This window comes from Paenibacillus sp. FSL H7-0350, assembly GCF_038593195.1.
Lineage (GTDB): Bacteria > Bacillota > Bacilli > Paenibacillales > Paenibacillaceae > Paenibacillus_AQ.
Window position 1 is genome coordinate 2,581,623 of sequence record NZ_CP151972.1, and the last position, 17,622, is coordinate 2,599,244.

General features: G+C 53.2%; 16 protein-coding genes. 2 read left to right on the forward strand and 14 right to left on the reverse strand.

The genetic code is table 11. The annotated features are described in order from the left end of the window. Nucleotides 1-246: 246 nt before the first annotated feature. From dnaJ to hrcA, 4 genes are all read right to left on the reverse strand, one after another. Nucleotides 247-1,374, reverse strand: coding sequence for a molecular chaperone DnaJ (gene dnaJ, locus NYE24_RS11865; protein WP_036690440.1), 1,128 nt, complete (start codon nucleotides 1,372-1,374; stop codon nucleotides 247-249). Between the two features lie 118 nt (nucleotides 1,375-1,492). Continuing rightward, nucleotides 1,493-3,340 carry a molecular chaperone DnaK gene (dnaK, locus tag NYE24_RS11870; protein ID WP_036690442.1) on the reverse strand — a complete coding sequence of 616 codons (1,848 nt, stop codon included), beginning with the start codon at nucleotides 3,338-3,340 and terminating at the stop codon, nucleotides 1,493-1,495. Between the two features lie 108 nt (nucleotides 3,341-3,448). Then, on the reverse strand, nucleotides 3,449-4,036 hold the full coding sequence (gene grpE / locus NYE24_RS11875) for a nucleotide exchange factor GrpE (RefSeq protein ID WP_036690443.1): 588 nt from the start codon (nucleotides 4,034-4,036) through the stop codon (nucleotides 3,449-3,451). A gap of 48 nt (nucleotides 4,037-4,084) precedes the next feature. Continuing rightward, nucleotides 4,085-5,116, reverse strand: coding sequence for a heat-inducible transcriptional repressor HrcA (gene hrcA, locus NYE24_RS11880; RefSeq protein WP_036690445.1), 1,032 nt, complete (start codon nucleotides 5,114-5,116; stop codon nucleotides 4,085-4,087). Nucleotides 5,117-5,327: 211 nt separating this feature from the next. Here hrcA and NYE24_RS11885 point away from each other — a divergent pair, with 211 nt between their 5' ends. Beyond that, on the forward strand, nucleotides 5,328-6,044 hold the full coding sequence (locus tag NYE24_RS11885; RefSeq protein ID WP_342478734.1) for a hypothetical protein: 717 nt from the start codon (nucleotides 5,328-5,330) through the stop codon (nucleotides 6,042-6,044). A gap of 148 nt (nucleotides 6,045-6,192) precedes the next feature. Here the strand turns inward: NYE24_RS11885 and NYE24_RS11890 are convergent, their stop codons facing one another. The 6 genes from NYE24_RS11890 to gpr all read right to left on the reverse strand — a co-directional run bounded on the left by NYE24_RS11890 (nucleotide 6,193) and on the right by gpr (nucleotide 13,276). Beyond that, the gene (locus tag NYE24_RS11890) at nucleotides 6,193-6,702 is read right to left on the reverse strand and encodes an N-acetyltransferase (protein ID WP_143804192.1); all 510 of its coding nucleotides are present in this window, start codon (nucleotides 6,700-6,702) and stop codon (nucleotides 6,193-6,195) included. A 74-nt stretch (nucleotides 6,703-6,776) separates the two neighbouring features. Next, nucleotides 6,777-7,961: a radical SAM family heme chaperone HemW gene (gene hemW / locus NYE24_RS11895; RefSeq protein WP_036690448.1), complete on the reverse strand. Its 1,185-nt coding sequence runs from the start codon at nucleotides 7,959-7,961 to the stop codon at nucleotides 6,777-6,779. 143 nt (nucleotides 7,962-8,104) lie between these two features. After that, entirely contained in the window at nucleotides 8,105-9,916 is a 1,812-nt protein-coding gene (gene lepA, locus NYE24_RS11900; protein WP_076154198.1) for a translation elongation factor 4, read from the reverse strand. Nucleotides 9,917-10,141: 225 nt separating this feature from the next. Further along, nucleotides 10,142-10,657, reverse strand: coding sequence for a hypothetical protein (locus NYE24_RS11905; protein WP_342478735.1), 516 nt, complete (start codon nucleotides 10,655-10,657; stop codon nucleotides 10,142-10,144). Between the two features lie 30 nt (nucleotides 10,658-10,687). Beyond that, nucleotides 10,688-12,061 carry a stage II sporulation protein P gene (locus NYE24_RS11910; RefSeq protein ID WP_036690453.1) on the reverse strand — a complete coding sequence of 458 codons (1,374 nt, stop codon included), beginning with the start codon at nucleotides 12,059-12,061 and terminating at the stop codon, nucleotides 10,688-10,690. Between the two features lie 204 nt (nucleotides 12,062-12,265). Further along, on the reverse strand, nucleotides 12,266-13,276 hold the full coding sequence (gpr, locus tag NYE24_RS11915) for a GPR endopeptidase (protein ID WP_036690456.1): 1,011 nt from the start codon (nucleotides 13,274-13,276) through the stop codon (nucleotides 12,266-12,268). A gap of 179 nt (nucleotides 13,277-13,455) precedes the next feature. Here gpr and rpsT point away from each other — a divergent pair, with 179 nt between their 5' ends. Next, nucleotides 13,456-13,728 (forward strand): 30S ribosomal protein S20, encoded by a 273-nt coding sequence (rpsT, locus tag NYE24_RS11920; RefSeq protein WP_036690458.1) that lies wholly within the window; start codon nucleotides 13,456-13,458, stop codon nucleotides 13,726-13,728. A 185-nt stretch (nucleotides 13,729-13,913) separates the two neighbouring features. Here the strand turns inward: rpsT and holA are convergent, their stop codons facing one another. From holA to NYE24_RS11940, 4 genes are all read right to left on the reverse strand, one after another. Next, nucleotides 13,914-14,933 (reverse strand): DNA polymerase III subunit delta, encoded by a 1,020-nt coding sequence (gene holA, locus NYE24_RS11925; RefSeq protein WP_076154195.1) that lies wholly within the window; start codon nucleotides 14,931-14,933, stop codon nucleotides 13,914-13,916. Nucleotides 14,934-15,228: 295 nt separating this feature from the next. Beyond that, the gene (locus NYE24_RS11930) at nucleotides 15,229-16,488 is read right to left on the reverse strand and encodes a zf-HC2 domain-containing protein (RefSeq protein WP_342478736.1); all 1,260 of its coding nucleotides are present in this window, start codon (nucleotides 16,486-16,488) and stop codon (nucleotides 15,229-15,231) included. Then, a complete protein-coding gene (locus NYE24_RS11935) occupies nucleotides 16,485-17,036 on the reverse strand; it encodes a sigma-70 family RNA polymerase sigma factor (RefSeq protein WP_036690462.1) in 552 nt (183 codons plus the stop codon). Before NYE24_RS11935 ends, NYE24_RS11930 begins: the two co-directional genes overlap by 4 nt. 214 nt (nucleotides 17,037-17,250) lie before the next feature. Beyond that, the gene (locus NYE24_RS11940) at nucleotides 17,251-17,508 is read right to left on the reverse strand and encodes a hypothetical protein (RefSeq protein ID WP_036690464.1); all 258 of its coding nucleotides are present in this window, start codon (nucleotides 17,506-17,508) and stop codon (nucleotides 17,251-17,253) included. Nucleotides 17,509-17,622 lie beyond the last annotated feature (114 nt).

Here is a 17,622-nt window from a genome sequence, read left to right on the forward strand (position 1 = left end):
TTCTGTTGTATTTTATACATTTGATTCTTTGATTTCCGCTTGAAAATGCACATTCGGAGAATTTTTACTGTATGATATACAACAGATTCTCTTTTTGGTGAATTTTAGAAGCTTTCTGTTGTTGCAAATACAATAGAATCATTAATACAATTAACAACCAACAAAAAACAGCGCCCCGCCTCCACTAATGGAGATGGGGCGTTATTTTACAAGCTCTTCCATTCATATTTCACATTACCTAAAAGTTCAGTCTCCCCGGAACGCCCGCTTCACGCGGTCGAAGAAAGACTGCTCCTGCTCATGCGTGTTCTCTCCGTTGTGGGAGGCGAACTGGCGGAGCAGGTCCTTCTGCTCATCGCTGAGCTTGCTAGGCGTAACGACGATAACGCGGACATGCTGATCACCGACGCCGTTGCCGCGAAGGTGCGGAACCCCTTTGCCTTTGAGGCGGAAGAAGGTGCCGGTCTGGGTGCCTGCCGGGATCTTGAGCTTCACCTTCTCGGTCAGCGTTGGGATCTCAATCTCGTCACCAAGCGCAGCCTGAGCGAACGTCAAGGGAACCTCGCACATAATATCGTTGTTCTCGCGCTCGAAGAAATCATGATTCTTCACACGGATTACAATGTACAGATCTCCGGCCGGGCCGCCGCGTGTGCCGCCTTCGCCTTCACCGGTCATGCGCAGCTGTGCGCCGTCATCGACACCGGCAGGGATACGCACATGGATCTTGCGCTGTCTCTTCACCTTACCCTGGCCTGCGCAGGTGGTGCATTTTTCTTTAATGATTTTGCCTGTGCCGCTGCAATGGGAGCAGGGACGGCGGTTACGCATCTGTCCAAGCGGTGTATTCTGTACGAATTCCTGCTGCCCGCTGCCATGGCAGACGGAACAGGTCTCAGGCTTCGTACCGGGCTTGGCTCCGGAGCCAAAGCAGGTATCGCAGGTCTCCGTGCGCGGAATGGTAATATCGGTCTCTTTGCCGAACACCGCTTCCTTGAACTCAATGGTCATCGTATACTGCAAGTCGCCGCCGCGCTGTGGTGCATTCGGATCACGCCGTCCACCGCCGCCGCCGAAGAACATATCGAAGATATCACCAAGACCGCCGAAATCTCCGCCACCGCCGCCAAAGCCGCCGCCCATTCCCTGATTAGGGTCAATATGCCCGTATTGGTCATACCGCGCCCGTTGTTGCCCGTCACTCAGGACATCGTAGGCTTCTTTAACCTCTTTGAACTTAGCCTCAGCATCACTGGCCTTATTCACATCGGGATGGTATTGGCGCGCAAGCTTGCGGTAAGCCTTCTTCACTTCGTCTTCTGAAGCATCTCTTCCGAGGCCCAGAACCTCATAATAATCACGTTTATCTGCCACTGCTTTCACCTCCGTACATCGTTAATTTCCCCTATATACATGGTAAAAGGAAAGCCAAAACACGGGATGCCCCGGTCTTGACCTTCCCTCTCACCACATTAGAACTTATCGTCTAAGGTTACCCTTGATTCTTCTCATCGTCAACCACTTCGTAATCCGCATCTACCACATTATCCTTCTTGGCATTGCCTTCAGAAGCATCCTGACCCGCTTCAGCACCCTGCTGTTCCTGTGCAGCCTGCTCATACAGCTTCACGGACAACTGCTGTACAATCTCATTCAGCGCCTCTGTAGCGGCAGTAATTTCTTCCAGGTTGTCGGTTTCAAGTGCAGCCTTCACCTTATCCTTGGCTTCATTGGCTTTGTCGATCTCGGAAGCATCGACCTTGTCGCCCAGATCCTTGATTACTTTATCTGTGGAGTATACGAGCTGGTCAGCACCGTTCTTGGCTTCAACCAGTTCTTTACGCTTGCGGTCTTCCTCAGCGTGCAGCTCAGCATCCTTCATCATCTGTTCCACTTCTGCGTCACTCAGACCGCTGGAAGAAGTAATGGTGATCTTCTGGCTCTTGTTGGTACCTTTATCTGTAGCAGAGACATTAACGATACCGTTGGCATCGATGTCGAAGGTAACTTCGATCTGCGGTACGCCGCGCGGTGCCGGTGGAATCTCGTTCAGCATGAAGCGTCCCAGCGTCTTGTTGCCGTTCGCCATCTCGCGTTCACCCTGCAATACGTGGATTTCCACGCTAGGCTGGCTGTCTGCGAAGGTCGAGAACACCTGCGATTTGCTTGTAGGGATCGTAGTGTTGCGCTCAATCATCTTCGTGAACACGCCGCCTGCAGTTTCAATACCGAGGGACAGCGGAGTTACGTCGAGCAAGACTACGTCTTTTACATCACCAGTCAGTACGCCCGCTTGAACAGCAGCACCCAGGGCTACTACTTCATCCGGGTTAACACCTTTGTGCGGATCTTTGCCTGTAAGCTTCTTAATCGCATCCTGTACGGCAGGAATACGAGTCGATCCGCCGACCAGTACGATTCTGTTCAGGTCCGCAGGCGTCATACCAGCATCCTTCAGCGCTTGACGGGTAGGTCCCAGTGTGCGCTCAACCAGACTTGCAGTCAATTCGTCGAACTTGGCACGGGTCAGGTTGATCTCCAAGTGCTGAGGCACTCCGTCAACTACCGTGATGAACGGAAGCGATACTGTAGTTGTGAGTACGCCGGACAGCTCTTTCTTCGCTTTTTCCGCAGCATCTTTCAGACGTTGAACCGCCGCTTTGTCCTTGCTCAGATCAATGCCTTGCTCTTTCTTGAATTCAGCTACGAGATAATCCATAACCAGTTGGTCAAAATCATCTCCGCCCAGACGGTTGTCACCGCTGGTGGCCTTTACTTCAAAGAAGCCGTCGCCCAGCTCAAGGATGGATACGTCGAAGGTACCGCCGCCAAGGTCATAGACCAGGATGGTGTGATCTTCGGATTTCTCCAGACCGTAAGCAAGAGCAGCTGCTGTTGGCTCATTGACGATACGCAGCACTTCAAGGCCGGCAATTTTACCTGCATCCTTGGTAGCCTGACGCTGGCTGTCATTGAAATAAGCAGGAACTGTAATAACCGCTTGGGTTACCGTCTGGCCCAGATAAGCTTCAGCATCGGATTTCAGCTTCTGAAGAATCATTGCCGAGATTTCCTGTGCAGAATAGTCCTTGCCGTCAATGCTTTCTTTGTGGCCTGTACCCATGTGGCGTTTGATCGAAGCGATCGTACGGTCCGGGTTCGTAATGGCCTGGCGTTTTGCCGTTTCACCGACGATGCGCTCGCCGTCTTTCTTGAAGCCTACAACCGATGGGGTTGTACGCGCGCCTTCCGGATTCGGGATAACGACGGCTTCGCCGCCTTCCATAACCGCAACGCAAGAGTTCGTGGTTCCTAAGTCAATACCGATAACTTTACTCACTGTAATGTGCCTCCTCAGAAATAATGTGAAGCCCGGGGCTTCATCCATTTATATTATTGTGGAAATTAATTTCACAAGCTCTACCCGCTTATCTTATATAGAACAGAACTACATGCTGACTTTGACCATGGCCGGACGAAGAACCTTATCCTTCAGGAGATAGCCCTTCTGGACCTCCTCCGTCACGATGCCTTCCTCGTGCTCCTCGCTCTCCACCTGCATGATCGCCTGATGATATTCAGGGTTAAAAGGCTGTCCTACCACTTCCATAGCTGTAAGCCCTTCAGACTTAAGGACTCCCTCCAGCTGACGGAAAATCATATTCACGCCTTTGATGAACGCTTCAGCGTCTGCACCTGCTGCAGGTGTCGCCAGTGCGCGTTCGAAGTTATCCATTACCGGAAGCAGTTCGGTTACAAGCTTAGACGTTGCGTACTGTGCCAGCTCTTCCTTTTCTTTCTGGGTCCGGCGGCGGAAGTTATCGAAATCAGCCTGCACACGCAAGGTGCGCGCCTGATGCTCATCTGCCAGCTCCTGCAGCTTTCTGTATTCCTCATTGCCTGAAGCCGCCTCGCCGGCCTCTTCAGCCGTGAATGAACCGCTATCTGCTGTGGTATCAGCCTCTTCAGCCGCGTGATTCTCATTCACCGAGGGATCATTCTTCTCATTCATTTCTTGAACCTCTTCCTCTTTCAAGTTGTCTTCACCTCCTTAATATCATTCACATGGACTAGTACACTCTGTTCACTTATACCAGTGTGCCAGCATCGCTGTCAAATCCCGGGACAAAATCCCCAGAATACCCATTACACGTGCGTACTCCATACGGGTCGGACCCAGGATACCGATGCTCCCCAGCGGCTTGCCGTCCAGTGAATAGGTGGCGGTAATCAGACTGCAGTTGGCAAAAGCCTCATGCTTATTCTCTGTACCGATGCGCACCTGCATTCCTGCTCCGCTGCTGGCCGGGGTGAGCATTTTGAGCAGCGTAGGCGTCTCCTCCAGCAGATCGAGAATCGTCTTCACCTTGTCGACGTCCTTGAACTCCGGCTGGGTCAGCATATTCGTGGCTCCGCTTAAGTAAATCCGCTGATCTTGGTCGCTCTCAAGCGCCTTATCCAGCACCTGCATTAATTCTTCATAATGGGAGATGTGGCGCTGCATTTCTTCACCCAGCTCGGAATAGAGCTGACTCTTCAGCTTGTAGAGCGGTACATTGACCAGCTTGCTGTTCAGCAGATTCACGACCTTCTCCATCTCGGACACAGATATCTCCGGAGGAAGACTCACGGTTCGGTTCTCTACCTGCCCGGTGCTGGTAACGATAATTGCCACAGCGGTCTTGTCATCGAGCGGAAGCAGCTGGAAATGGCGCAATGAAGTATGAAAAACTTCCGGTCCCAGCAGGATGGAAGTATAATTCGTCATATTGGACAGGATCATTGCCGCGTGTTGGATAACCTGCTCTGTAGCATTCAGCTTCTCGGCGAAAAAAGCGCGGATCGTGCCCAGCTCGGCCGTTTCGGCGGAATTCCACGGTACCAGATGATCCACATAATAGCGGTAGCCCTTATGGGACGGGATTCTCCCTGCCGACGTATGAGGTTGCTCCAGATAACCCAGATCCTCCAGATCGGCCATTTCGTTGCGGATCGTGGCTGGACTGTAGCCCACATCCCCGCGTTTCGAGATACTGCGTGAGCCCACCGGCTCAGCGGAAGAAATATAGTCATCGACAATGGCATTCAGTATCATTCTCTGGCGTTCAGTTAACATGTTATTCCCTCCTATCCGACTGTGGCTCCGATTCGTTAGCACTCTAACGAGATGAGTGCTAACCACTAATACAAAAATACCAAACTGACCTCAGCATTGTCAAGTGAGTTCAGCAACTTGATTGCGCCTATTTTAAACAAAGCAAGATTTTGGATATTTCACCGCAACCATTTCCCGGACGATGCCGTCCAATACTCAGGGAGTGATAAAAATGCGTTTTAAAAAAACAACATTATGGGCTATCATCGCAGGCCTATTAACTGCACTGGCACTTACGGGCTGTAACGGTAAAATCTTACCGGTAGAGTGCATCGATGTGGATGCGAATTATGTATCCCTCCTGCAATGGGACGGCGTCATGTACTACGATAATACCAATCCTAACCCCATCGCACTGGGCAAAGGCAAGGAGATCGGCAGAATCACCTACAGCAAATCCGAACAGAAGTGTCCGCGCGCTGAGCTGCAGGATGGAGATGCGACAAATCTTAAGACAGGCACACTGCTCTACGAGGTAGAGGGCTATAAGACATCGGCGCGACTCTGGGCGGGGGACCGGCTATATCTGGCGTCCAACAATCCGGCAGCCAGAACCCTTAACGATCTGCTGGATATAGTGGGCAAAATACAAACTGTCCGTTTTGTGAGCGGCAATGACGGTTCTGACCTGATGGACTTCACCCCGGAGGCCAACGCCGTATTCATCCGTGAATTCCCCAAGCTGGCATACCTCCCGTTCGAGGAGCTGTCCAAGCAGACCAAGAGCTGGGTGGGGGACAAATACTGGATGGAGATTGAGATGACGGACGGGTCCAGCGTTAGAGTTACTTATAATACGATGTCCCCTTCGTTTCACCCTTCTGCGTATGCCACGCCGGAGCTTGCGGAACTTGTAGAGCAGCAGCGCAAGCTTATCTATGCACAATAATACGGAAGCCGTTTCAGCGGATAAGTTATCGTGTGAAACATATACATTCTATAATTTCAAAAAACCACTGTCACCCTGAAGCATCAGCTTCCCGGGAGAACAGTGGTTTCTTATTATATAGTTTACCGTGGGGCTATGTCCCGCCGGATTAGTCCAGTCTCTTCAGCACGGCGATCTCATCGCAGGCATGCTGCTTCTTGCAGTTCACACAATCGGTCCAGACCTTCTCGGGGAAAATCTCCTTCTGCACCACATCAAAGCCATTGCGGAGGAAGAAGTCCACGGCATAAGTCAGGGCCATAATCTTCGGGATTCGCTGGCGTCTGGCTTCTTCCACCAGCTTCTCCAGGATCATCGTGCCTACACCTTTGCCCTTACCTTCATCACGCAGTCCAATGGAACGGACCTCCACAAGATCACTGCCGAGCCTGAACAAGGAACCGCAGCCGACAAACTTGCCGCCAATCTCGGCAATTACGAACTGGTCGATCTGGCGGGTCAGTGCTTGCCTTGAACGGGGCAGCATAATCCCCTGCCTGGCATACTCCTCTATCATCAGATACAGCGGCTCTACATCCTCCACCGTAGCATTTCTGCATATCACTTGCTGCTCTCCCGCTGGAGAAGCCTTTTGGAAATGATCCGTTTTGACAAGCACCTTGACTCACCCCTTGTTGTTAATATGAATAAATATACAACACAGTGAATTACAATTCAAGGGGTATTTCAAAATTAAACCTCTGTCAAAGCACCGACAAATTCCCCGAAAACATCGTTGCCAAACAGGATTCCCTGCTTGCTCAGGCGATAGTTGTCCCCGGACTGCTCCAGCAGCCCGGCCTTGAGCATTTTATGCAGCGGCCTTGCAAAAACAGCCTCCAGCGGCTTACCGAATTGCGAACGGAACGCCTTATCCGATACTCCTTCGCGCATCCGCAGGCCGACCATCATGAAATCCTCCATCGCCTCCTGCTCGGAGATCTCAAAGCTGTCCAGACGCGGCAGCCCGCTGCGCGAAGCCTCGTTATACGGGTTCACGCCCTTGATATTCATGTGCCGCTGCCGGCCCACATATCCATGCGCCCCTGCGCCCAGTCCGTAATAATCCTCGTTGCGCCAGTACGTGATATTGTGGCGGCTCTCCAGCCCCGGCTTCGCAAAATTACTAATCTCATACTGTATATACCCTGCGGCCTCCATAGTAGACATCAGCAACAGATACATCGCCAGCTCATCCTCTTCATTCGGCAGCGGAAGCTTGTTCTTGTTGAACAGCGTGTGGAACAGTGTGTTCTCCTCCACCTTCAGGCTGTAGATGGAATAATGCGGAAGATCCAGCGCCAGCGCCTTGTCGATGCTCTCTCTGAGCATGTCCACTGTCTGGTTCGGCAGGCCGAACATCAGATCCAGCGACAGGTTATTAAGGCCCACCGCACGGGCATTCTCCAGACTGCGGTATACGTCGTTCACATCATGAATCCGGCCGATTCCGCTCAGCAGTTCATTCTGGAACGCCTGCACCCCGAAGCTGACACGGTTGACGCCGCCTTCCTTCATGACTCTGAGCTTGTCGATATCGGTTGTGCCGGGGTTAGCCTCCATCGAGAATTCAATCTGCTCATCCCACTGCGGGAAATGTCTGCGGACCGATTCCAGGAAATAAGCCATCTCATCAGGCCCCAGTACAGTAGGCGTACCCCCGCCGACAAAAATCGTCTTGATCACACCCGGAGGCGTGTGTTGCACGGTCAGCTCCATCTCACGGTCAAGCGCATGGAGGTAGTCCATCACCGGCTGGTCCTTCAGCACGTAAGAATTGAAATCACAATAGAAGCATTTATTGGTGCAGAACGGGATGTGAATATATACGGCCTCAGGGGGACGGCCATGGTGTGCAGTGTTCTTAGCTGTGTTCATTAGCTGTCTCCTTTGTTCTATTAATGTACAGGCCTGCCACAGCACCTGCTGCTGAAAAGCAAGAAGAAACGGCTGCACCGCCCTGCGTAGGACGGCACCCGTTTCTGCGATAAACCGAAAGCTCCGGAGGAGCTTATATGCTGCTACTCAATCTGAAGCACGGCCATGAACGCTTCCTGCGGCACCTCGACGCTGCCGACCTGCTTCATGCGCTTCTTGCCTTCCTTCTGCTTCTCCAGCAGCTTCCGCTTACGCGAGATATCGCCGCCGTAGCATTTGGCTAATACGTTCTTACGCATGGCCTTAACGGTCTCACGCGCAACCACCTTCGTGCCGACGGATGCCTGAATCGGCACCTCGAACATCTGGCGCGGGATAATGCCGCGCAGCTTCTCACAGATGACCCGGCCGCGGTTGTAGGCGCGGTCGCGGTGAACGATGAAGGACAGTGCATCGACCTGCTCATTGTTCAGCAGGATATCCATCTTCACGAGATTGGACTGGCGGTAACCGGAGATCTCGTAATCGTAGGATGCATAACCCTTCGTGCCGGATTTCAGTTGGTCGAAGAAGTCGTAGACGATCTCGGATAACGGAATCTCGTACGTAATGGTTACACGGTTGCTGTCCAGATACTCCATGTTGACGAATTCACCGCGTTTGTTCTGGCACAGCTCCATCACGGTACCCACGAAGTCGTTAGGCACAATAATTCCCGCTTTGACATACGGCTCTTCGATGAAGTCAATCGTCCCGATCTCCGGATAGTGCGACGGATTGTCGATCTGGATGGTCTCCCCGTTAGTCAGCTTAATACGGTAAATAACGCTCGGCGCGGTAGTAATCAGTGGCAGATTGAACTCGCGTTCGATCCGCTCCTGAATAATCTCCATATGCAGCAGTCCCAGGAAGCCGCAGCGGAAGCCAAAGCCGAGGGCGCTGGAGCTCTCCGGCTCGAAGCTCAGGGAAGCGTCATTCAGCTGCAGCTTCTCCAGCGCTTCACGGAGATCATTATAATCGGAAGTCTCAATAGGATAGAGCCCGCAATAGACCATCGGATTAATCCGGCGGTAGCCCGGCAGCGGTTCAGGCGTCGGATTCTTGGCATCCGTCACTGTATCCCCGACACGGGTGTCGCCTACATGCTTAATTCCGGCCACAATGAAGCCGACATCGCCGATGTTCAGCTCCGGTACAATGGTCATGCGCGGCATAAAGGCTCCGACCTCAATAACCTCAAAGGTTTTGTCGGTGGCCATCATTTTAATCTTGGAACCGGCACGGATACTGCCGTCCATTACACGGACATAGACGATAACGCCCTTGTACGGGTCATAATGGGAGTCGAAGATCAGCGCCTTGAGCGGTTCTTCCGAGCTGCCAGTCGGCGCCGGAACCTGCTTCACGACCTGCTCCAGAATCTCCTTGATGCCGATGCCTGCCTTGGCAGAAGCCAGAACAGCTTCACTGGCATCCAGCCCGATGACATCTTCAATCTCCTGCTTCACGCGTTCGGCGTCAGCATTGGGAAGATCGATTTTGTTGAGCACCGGAAGAATCTCCAGATTGTTATCAAGCGCGAGATACACGTTAGCCAGCGTCTGGGCCTCGATCCCCTGCGCCGCATCCACGACCAGCAGTGCGCCTTCGCAGGCCGCCAGACTGCGGGATACCTCATAGGTGAAATCGACATGCCCAGGTGTGTCAATCAGATTCAGATAATAATCCTGTCCGTCATCGGCACGGTACGTCAGACGTACGGCCTGCAGCTTGATGGTGATGCCGCGCTCGCGCTCCAGGTCCATCTGATCCAGAACCTGCTCCTGCATTTCACGCGAAGTGAGCGCACCCGTATACTCCAGAATGCGGTCAGCCAGTGTCGATTTGCCATGGTCTATATGTGCAATAATCGAGAAATTGCGAATTTGTTGTTGTCGTTTCTGAACGTCAGTCATTCCTTACCCCCACAGACAGCCTAATGTTAATCCACTTATTATAACAGTACGGGCTTCGCCCATCAATCCCGACAGCCCCCGGAAAAGAAAGAAACCGCCTGGACCCTCTACAACCGCAGGCGGAATCCTGCAAAAAAACACACAAACGGCTGCGGACTTCCATCATCCGCAGCCGTTTGTACCTTAAACCTCCTTACAGCCCGGGAAATTCCGGGCTGTTCCTGCTCACTCCTCCGAGGAGTCGAAGAGCGAGACCACCCAGCGGATACCCTTCTGCGAAGCCTGCTGGAGCAGGCCAGCAGTCTTATCGGCCAGCACATCCACCGTGGGCTTCTGCTCCTCCGGGATCAGAATCTGCTCGGGACTGAGCGCAGAGTAGTCCTTCACCTCCTGCTGCGGAAGGCTGCCTGTGCCGCCAGCCGTCTGCGCCTGTGTACCTGCAACCTGCTGCTGCATGGGCAGCATGGTGTAAGCGCCCGTTACCGGATCAATAGTCACGGGCACATATACATAAGCCTGGCCGCCCGGGGCCGAGCCGGCAGCCGGAACATGTGCGGTCCCGGCCGTGCCGTTCTGTCCAGCCGGAAGCTGACTCCCAGCCGTGCTGCTCTCGGCTGGCTTACTCCAGTCCGGCAGTATACCGGAGACTCCCGGACCGCCGCCGCCGAACTGCAGGCCGATCAGCATCCCTACACCCGCCCATATTCCGACCATCACCAGCTTTTTACCGAACCGTGTCATAGTCTCCGCTCCTTTTCAGCTATATTCCATTTAGGAACCGGTTGAAGTGTCTGCCCCGGTGACTCCAGACTGCGTACTGCCTTGATCTGGCGCAGCCGCCTTCTCAGCATCACGGCTGCTCCAATACACATCAGCAATCGCATCTGCCAGAAGATCCGCCGTCCGCTTCAGCTCCTCGGCGCTGTTGTCAATTCCGCCTACCTCAATCAGCACACTGTTCGGGGACAACGTCTGGTTATATTCCCCATTATTCCCGTTTCCGGACGATTTCCCCCATATCCCGCGTGAAATTCCAGGATAATTTTTCTCCAGCAGCTGATGGATTTTATTGGCGAAGGCTTCGTTTTGTTTCCAGTTTTTATTCGCATGCCCCAATATAAAATATACCTGGGCATAATTTTTTCCGTTAATCACAGCCGTTGTTTTGCCGTGCCGCTGCGAATCGCGGTGAATATCAATCAACTCACTCATGCTCTGATTGGAGGCCATAGCCGATTTCACAGTCATACGTGAATATTTATAAGAGAAGTTCCAGTTGTAGCCTGGCACCTCTGTAGCATAGTCCTCCTGGGCATGGACCGTTCCGATTCCGCGTTCTTCCAGCCTCTTGGCAATATAGGAGCCTACCAGCATGACATTCTTGGAAGGGACGGCCGAGCTGGGGTTGTCGCTCTGTGCGCCCAGCAGCGGATTATATGCTTCCCGCGGATGGGAATGATAGACGAGAATACGCTTGACCGAAGTATCTCCCGTGCCGTTCTCGGCATCTCCGCTTCCGGAGTAACCCTCGTCAGGTTCTGTACCGGACGGGTCCGGAATAGGCGAAGCCTCGGGCTGTACCACGCCTCCCCCCGGATTGTCATGGCCATTATCAGCCTCTGTACCGTCCCCTGAATCTGGGAGGGCTCCAGGATCGCCCCCTGCTCCAGGGTTTTCCCCAGTGGCCAGTTCATCGCCCCCCGGATGATAATCGGCCGGCGCCCCTGTACTTCCCCCTGAACCTTGCCGCAGCAGGAAAGGATCATCGGCAGCAAGTCCTGGCATCTCACGCGAGACCAGACTCTTCGGATCACCAGGATCAACACTGGTCAGCAGCCGGAATACGAACGAGGTCACCTTGTCCCCGGAGAAGGCTGAAGGCTCCTCGCCCTTCGGCAGATGAGGAACCTCCATGCCCAGCAGCTCCATGAAGAATCCGCTGGAGAGCGAAGCCGCCAGACCTTTCATAGAAGGAATGGGCGAAGAATTCAGCTTCTGCCCGGCCAATCCGCCGGCTCCAAGCAGCATGAACAACACAAGCGAACCTCCGGCCAGCAGCAGCATCGTCCTTCCCAGCGACAGAATATCCATCAGCCGTCCGCGCAGCCGCCCTATATTCCATAGCTGAAACCATTTTCTGTTCATGATTGTTATGTCCTCCTCTAAGCCCTCTGTAATCTCTCATACTCCAAATCTATGAGCTTAAGGGTTATGCTAGAACCACAAAATGAGAGATAGCAGGGAGCATAGATAGAGATGTGACACATAAGTTCTTGTAATTTGTACAAAGAGCCCGCAACCAGTTCTGCGTTATAGCAGGGCGGTGCGGGCTAGTTGATAAGTGACAGATCAGTGAGTGTAAGCTCCGACATTACCCGGATCTACCGCTTCATGCAGGGCGGCATTCAGTCCGCTTGCCACAATGTTCGCGATCTCTTCAATGAATTCATCGATCTCTTTGGGGGTCACAATCAGGTCATGGCCCAGCGGCTCAAGCACTTCTTTCACCAGGGCTAGACGCTCCTGCTCAGAGATATCGTCAAGGAGACCCATAATCTCCTTGGTATGAGCGCCCCCGTCAGCCATTTGCCCGAAATGGGTCCGCATCATCTCCAGCACATTATTGACGATAGTGGAGGCATAGCAGACTGTAGGGACGCCGATGGCGATGCAAGGTACACCGAGCACCTCCTTGGTCAGCCCTCTGCGTTTGTTCCCGATCCCTGAACCGGGATGAATCCCGATGTCAGCAATCTGGATGGTGGTATTGATTCTCTCCAATGAACGGGAGGCCAGCGCATCAATAGCTATAATGACATCCGGGCTGGTGCGGTCCACTATCCCCTGCACAACTTCGCTGGATTCAATCCCTGTCAGGCCGAGCACTCCGGGAGCAATAGCACTGACATTCCGGTAACCGGGCGAGATCTGGTCGGGCACCAGCTCATAGAACTGGCGGGTAATCAGCGCATTCTCAACGACCAGCGGGCCGAGCGAGTCGGGCGTCACATTCCAGTTGCCCAGTCCCACGATAAGGACCTTGGAATCGCGGTCAATCCCGATTTTATCCAGGAAGTGCTCGAATTCCCGGGCAAACACTGTAGAGACCTTCTGCTGCAGCCCTGTGTCCCCGCCGCGCAGCCCAGGCACCTCCAGGGTCACGTAATTGCCGATTGCCCGTCCAATCGCCTGAGAGCCGGCAAGGTCTGCTACAGCAAGTCTCGTGACTTTGATGCCGTCCGCTTCTTCCACTTCCTCATTGACACCCGGGATCGGCGTATTGGCGTGCCGCTCTGCCATTTCCTTCGCTTCCACCGCCAAGTCCGTACGTACCGAATACAGCTGAAGATCCAGTTCCATTCTTAGTTCAGCCTCCTTTTGCATATTGCTGATAGTGTGCGAGAGAAAGCCGCCGTTTATACAAACCACACTGAGGAATTCTAAAGCTTTTTATCTTGCTTTTTACTACCCTTCATGCTAAACTATTTTAAGTTGTGAATCATTTGTTGATTTCGAATGTCTTTCAGGAGGTGAATGCAATGCCAAATATCAAATCCGCGGTAAAACGCGTCAAGACGATCGAGAAACGCCGTGCACTGAACGCTTCCCAGAAGTCCGCGCTTCGTACAGCTGTGAAAACTGCTGATGTAGCAGTGACAGGTACGGAAGTTGAAGTAGCTCAGGCTGCTTTCCAAGCGGCTTCCAAAAAGCTGGACAAGGCTGTAACTAAAGGCCTGGTTCATAAAAATGCGGCTGCCCGCAAAAAATCCCGCTTGGCGAAGAAATTGAACGCTCTCAAGGCTCAAGCCTAAGCCAAGAGCGACAATCATAACAAGCAATTGAAGAACCTGACCGCTATGCTGCATACGGTTAGGTTTTTTTATGTTTGTTAGCTTTATTCATTTGAATTCCGGCTGTACAATCAAAGAGCCTGCCCGCCCGCGTGTATCACGGGATGGACAGGCTCTTTGATTCGTTCCGTGAGATGCAGCCCTATTCAGGCTCCGAGGCGCAGCATGAACATCTCCAGCCCCAGCACCTTATCGACCGCCCCCGTCTTCATCTGATAGTCCAGATCCGCCAGAATACTCAGGATCTGCCGCAGCCGCTGGCTTCCGAACTTATGAGCCTGCTCTCCGGCCAGCTTCACTGCATACGGATGCAGTCCGAGCTGGGAGGCAATCTGTCCCTGCGAATAGCTCAGGGCTGACAAATCCTTGACCTGCAGGATGATTCTGAACTGCCGGGCAATCAGCGAAGCGATCTTGATCGGCTCCTCCCGCTGCTTAAGCAGTTCATAGAGCGTATTCAGCGCCTTGTCCAGGCGCAGATTCGCAATATCCTCCACCAGCGTGAAGATATTCTGCTCGGTCCCCCGGTGGACCAGACTCTCCACTGCTGCCGCATCCACCTGCCCGCCAGTACCGGCGAACAGGCACAGCTTGTCCATCTCCGCAGACAGACCCTGGAGTCCGGTTCCGCTGCTTGCAATCAGAACCTCTGCCGTCCCCGGCGCAAGAGAGCAGCCGCGTTCGCGGAAGCCTTTCTCCACCCAGCGCAGCAGCTCCTCCGCACCCAAGGGATTGAAGGCCAGTACGGTGCCGGAAGCTTTGATGCTTTTGACGATTTTTTTACGTTCATCCAGCTTATCGCCGTTCACCATAAATACAATCACGCTGAATTCGGCAGGGTGCTGCATATATTCACTTAGCATCTCCACGTTATGTTCCAGCTTCGCCTTCTCCTTGCCTGCCGTGAACAGAGCCGCATCCCGCACCAGCAGAAGCTTGCGTTCTACCATGAAGGGAACCGTCTCCGCCTCTTCGACGACAGCCTGAACCGGAGTTTCGGACAGATCGAACGGGATCACCGCGAAATCGCGGTCTTCTTTGGCTATCAGGTGTTCCTCCAGCATGGCCGCGAATTCATTCATCCGGAACTTCTCACTGCCGTACAGCAGGTACAGCGGGGAGACCTTTCCTTGCTTGATGTCCTTGGCCGCCGTTTTGGCATCCATCCTGCCACTTCCTTTTTTATTTTCTCGAGTGATGCATTCGTACATTTTATCAAAAAAACAGCTCAAAACATAGGCATCTATATCAAAGTGTTCTGCCCAGGAACGCAAGCAAAAACGGAGCAGCCTTGGCAGCCAGGGCCAAAGTTACTCCGTTTCAGCGGCGCATCTATATAAACGACGGAGGGAGCAGCTCTAGAAACTCTCCCGGCCGCCGGTCATACCGATGATACTCGCAAAGCCTGTAATTCATGTCCTCTTGCCTTAGCATATTCCGTAGGCTAGAAGAACGTTCCGGTTATTTATCGGACGTTGCCGCGTCCGGAGTGATAGCCGGGCTGGGAACCGATGAGGCAGAAGCCGCAGGAGAAGCGGTAGGCGCTGGAGAGATGGCAGGTGCCGGAGAAGCGGATGGAGCAGGTGTTGCGCTCTCTGCCGGAACCGTATATACCTTCGTCGTCTGCGTACCGTCCTCAAGCTGTAGCACATAAGTGAACTGGGTGCCATCTTCCGACCACACACCGGAGACCCAGTTCCCCTCCAATGGAAGCGAAGCCAGCGCTGCCCGTTGTTGCTCTTCTCCCTCTGCGGTTACGCTGTAGATTAACACATGCTGGCCAGTCAGCTCAGCCATATGCTGCCCGTCCGGCGAAGTCCACGAGGAATCCGCAGCCATCAGCGTCATGGCTCCTGACTCTGCCGGAGCTGGAGTCGGTGCCGTCCGTGCATCCGCCGCAGCCGGATTATCGTCCACCACACTCTGTTGTGTCGGTGTACTCGATTTCATGCTCTGGGTATCTGCTGACCGGCTATCCGCTTTCTTGGTGCTCTTGGGGCGGTCCGCCGGAGGCGCAGTAGCGGTGCGCTTGCTGGGCGGAGCTTCGCTTACCTCAGGCTCCGTGCCTGTATCCGAACCGCCGCCAGCTGCGGCCGGTTGATCCGCACGCTCACTGGGAGCAGGAGATGCAGATTTCAAATTATTGTCTGCCGTTTCACTCGGCGCGGTCTGCTCCATTGACCGGAGCTCACTGCCGCTGTCGCTGTTATTCTGTCCGTCTGCCAGTGGGGCGTCCGCACTGTTCTCTGTGCTCATGCTGGAGTTCGCCGCCCCGCCGCTCATTAAATTGGAGGCCATATCCATGTCCGCTCCCGGCAGACTCTTCGGCATATTGAATACGGCGATGAGCAGAATTACAGCTGCAGCTGCCGCACCAATGCCTGTCCGCGCAGCCAGTGAAGGGCCCTTGGACTTCTTGCCCCGGGTATTAGAACGGGAGAAGGGAACAACCTTCGGATCTTCCGGCTCCATAACCGCAGGCGCTTCCGGGACACCTCGGTCCAGTTGTTCAAGCTGAGGCAGGATAGAGTCAACCAGACTGAAGGGGGGCTTCACATCCGGAAGCTGCTCCAGCTGCTCGGAGAGCAGTGTCAGCCGGTCCAAGACTTCCGCGCAGGAAGGACAATCGTCGATATGACGGAACATTTCAAGCATTTCTTCCTGACTGAGATCATGATCTAAATAGCGGTGCATCCATTCCATCACCTCCGCGCATTTCATCCTGACACACCACCTTTCTGATACTCCTGAAGTCTATTCTGCAGCTGCTGCCGCGCCCGGAACAGGTACGATTTGACCGTGTTCAGAGGCAGATCCAGACAGTCTGCAATCTCGTTGTAAGAAAAATCCTGTAAATAGCGGAGCACGATTACCGTCCGGTGATGCTCCGGAAGCTGGTCGATGGCCTCACGGATATCCTCCGCCAGATAACCCGACATCACTTCGCGCTCTACGTTATGTTTTTTATCCTGGAACACCATTTCGTGTTCATCGATAGAAACGGTAGGCTTCGTTCTCCGGAATTTGTCTATACATATGTTGGTTACTATTCGCTGAACCCATGTTTTGAACTGCGCCTTCTCCTCATAGGAGCCGATCTTGGTGTACACCCGGATCAACGCTTCCTGGGAGGCATCCAGAGCATCCTGTTCATTATGCAGAATGTAGAAGGCCGTCTTATATACATGCCCTTCAATTTCTCGCAATAGGGTGATTAGAGCGTCGCGATCGCCCGCTTGAGCGGCTCTGATGAGTCCCTGCTCCACCACGAAGGTTCCCCCTCTCTATGCAATCTTACTGACGCGCAAGACTGCGAATTTGTTGCAAGCCTGTAATGATTATTTTAAAAGATAAAAACTAGATGCTTCGCGCATAAATGTTCCTTATCTTTCCCGCTGAAACGGTACCGTCCTAAAAAAGGACGGCAAAGCCGTTTCTACTTGTAGTCCACAATCCCTACTAAGCATACAAGGGATGCAGCAATCATTCAAATACTCTTTTTAATGTATATAATGTAGTCGCGCACACCAGGAGCACCGCATAATTCTCCCTGGAAGCATCATCAAGCACATATACTTCTCCCTGTTCAAAAAGTTGCGGATGATTATAGTTACGATACAGCTTATAAATAGCTCCCGCTGTCACCCTGCAGCCGGGGACTGCAGTCCGGATCTCCACATAATCGGCTTCTTCCACTACCAGTGTCGGGTACAGCTTGCTGCGAAGATCGTCGCCAGTCATGGCATCACCTTTCAGGTATACTTCTCAATGTCCGCAGGCGCTTAGGGCACTCTGCCTCTATTATAAGTATTGCCCGAAGCGGCAGCAATTCCATCATTAAGGCTGATCTAACGT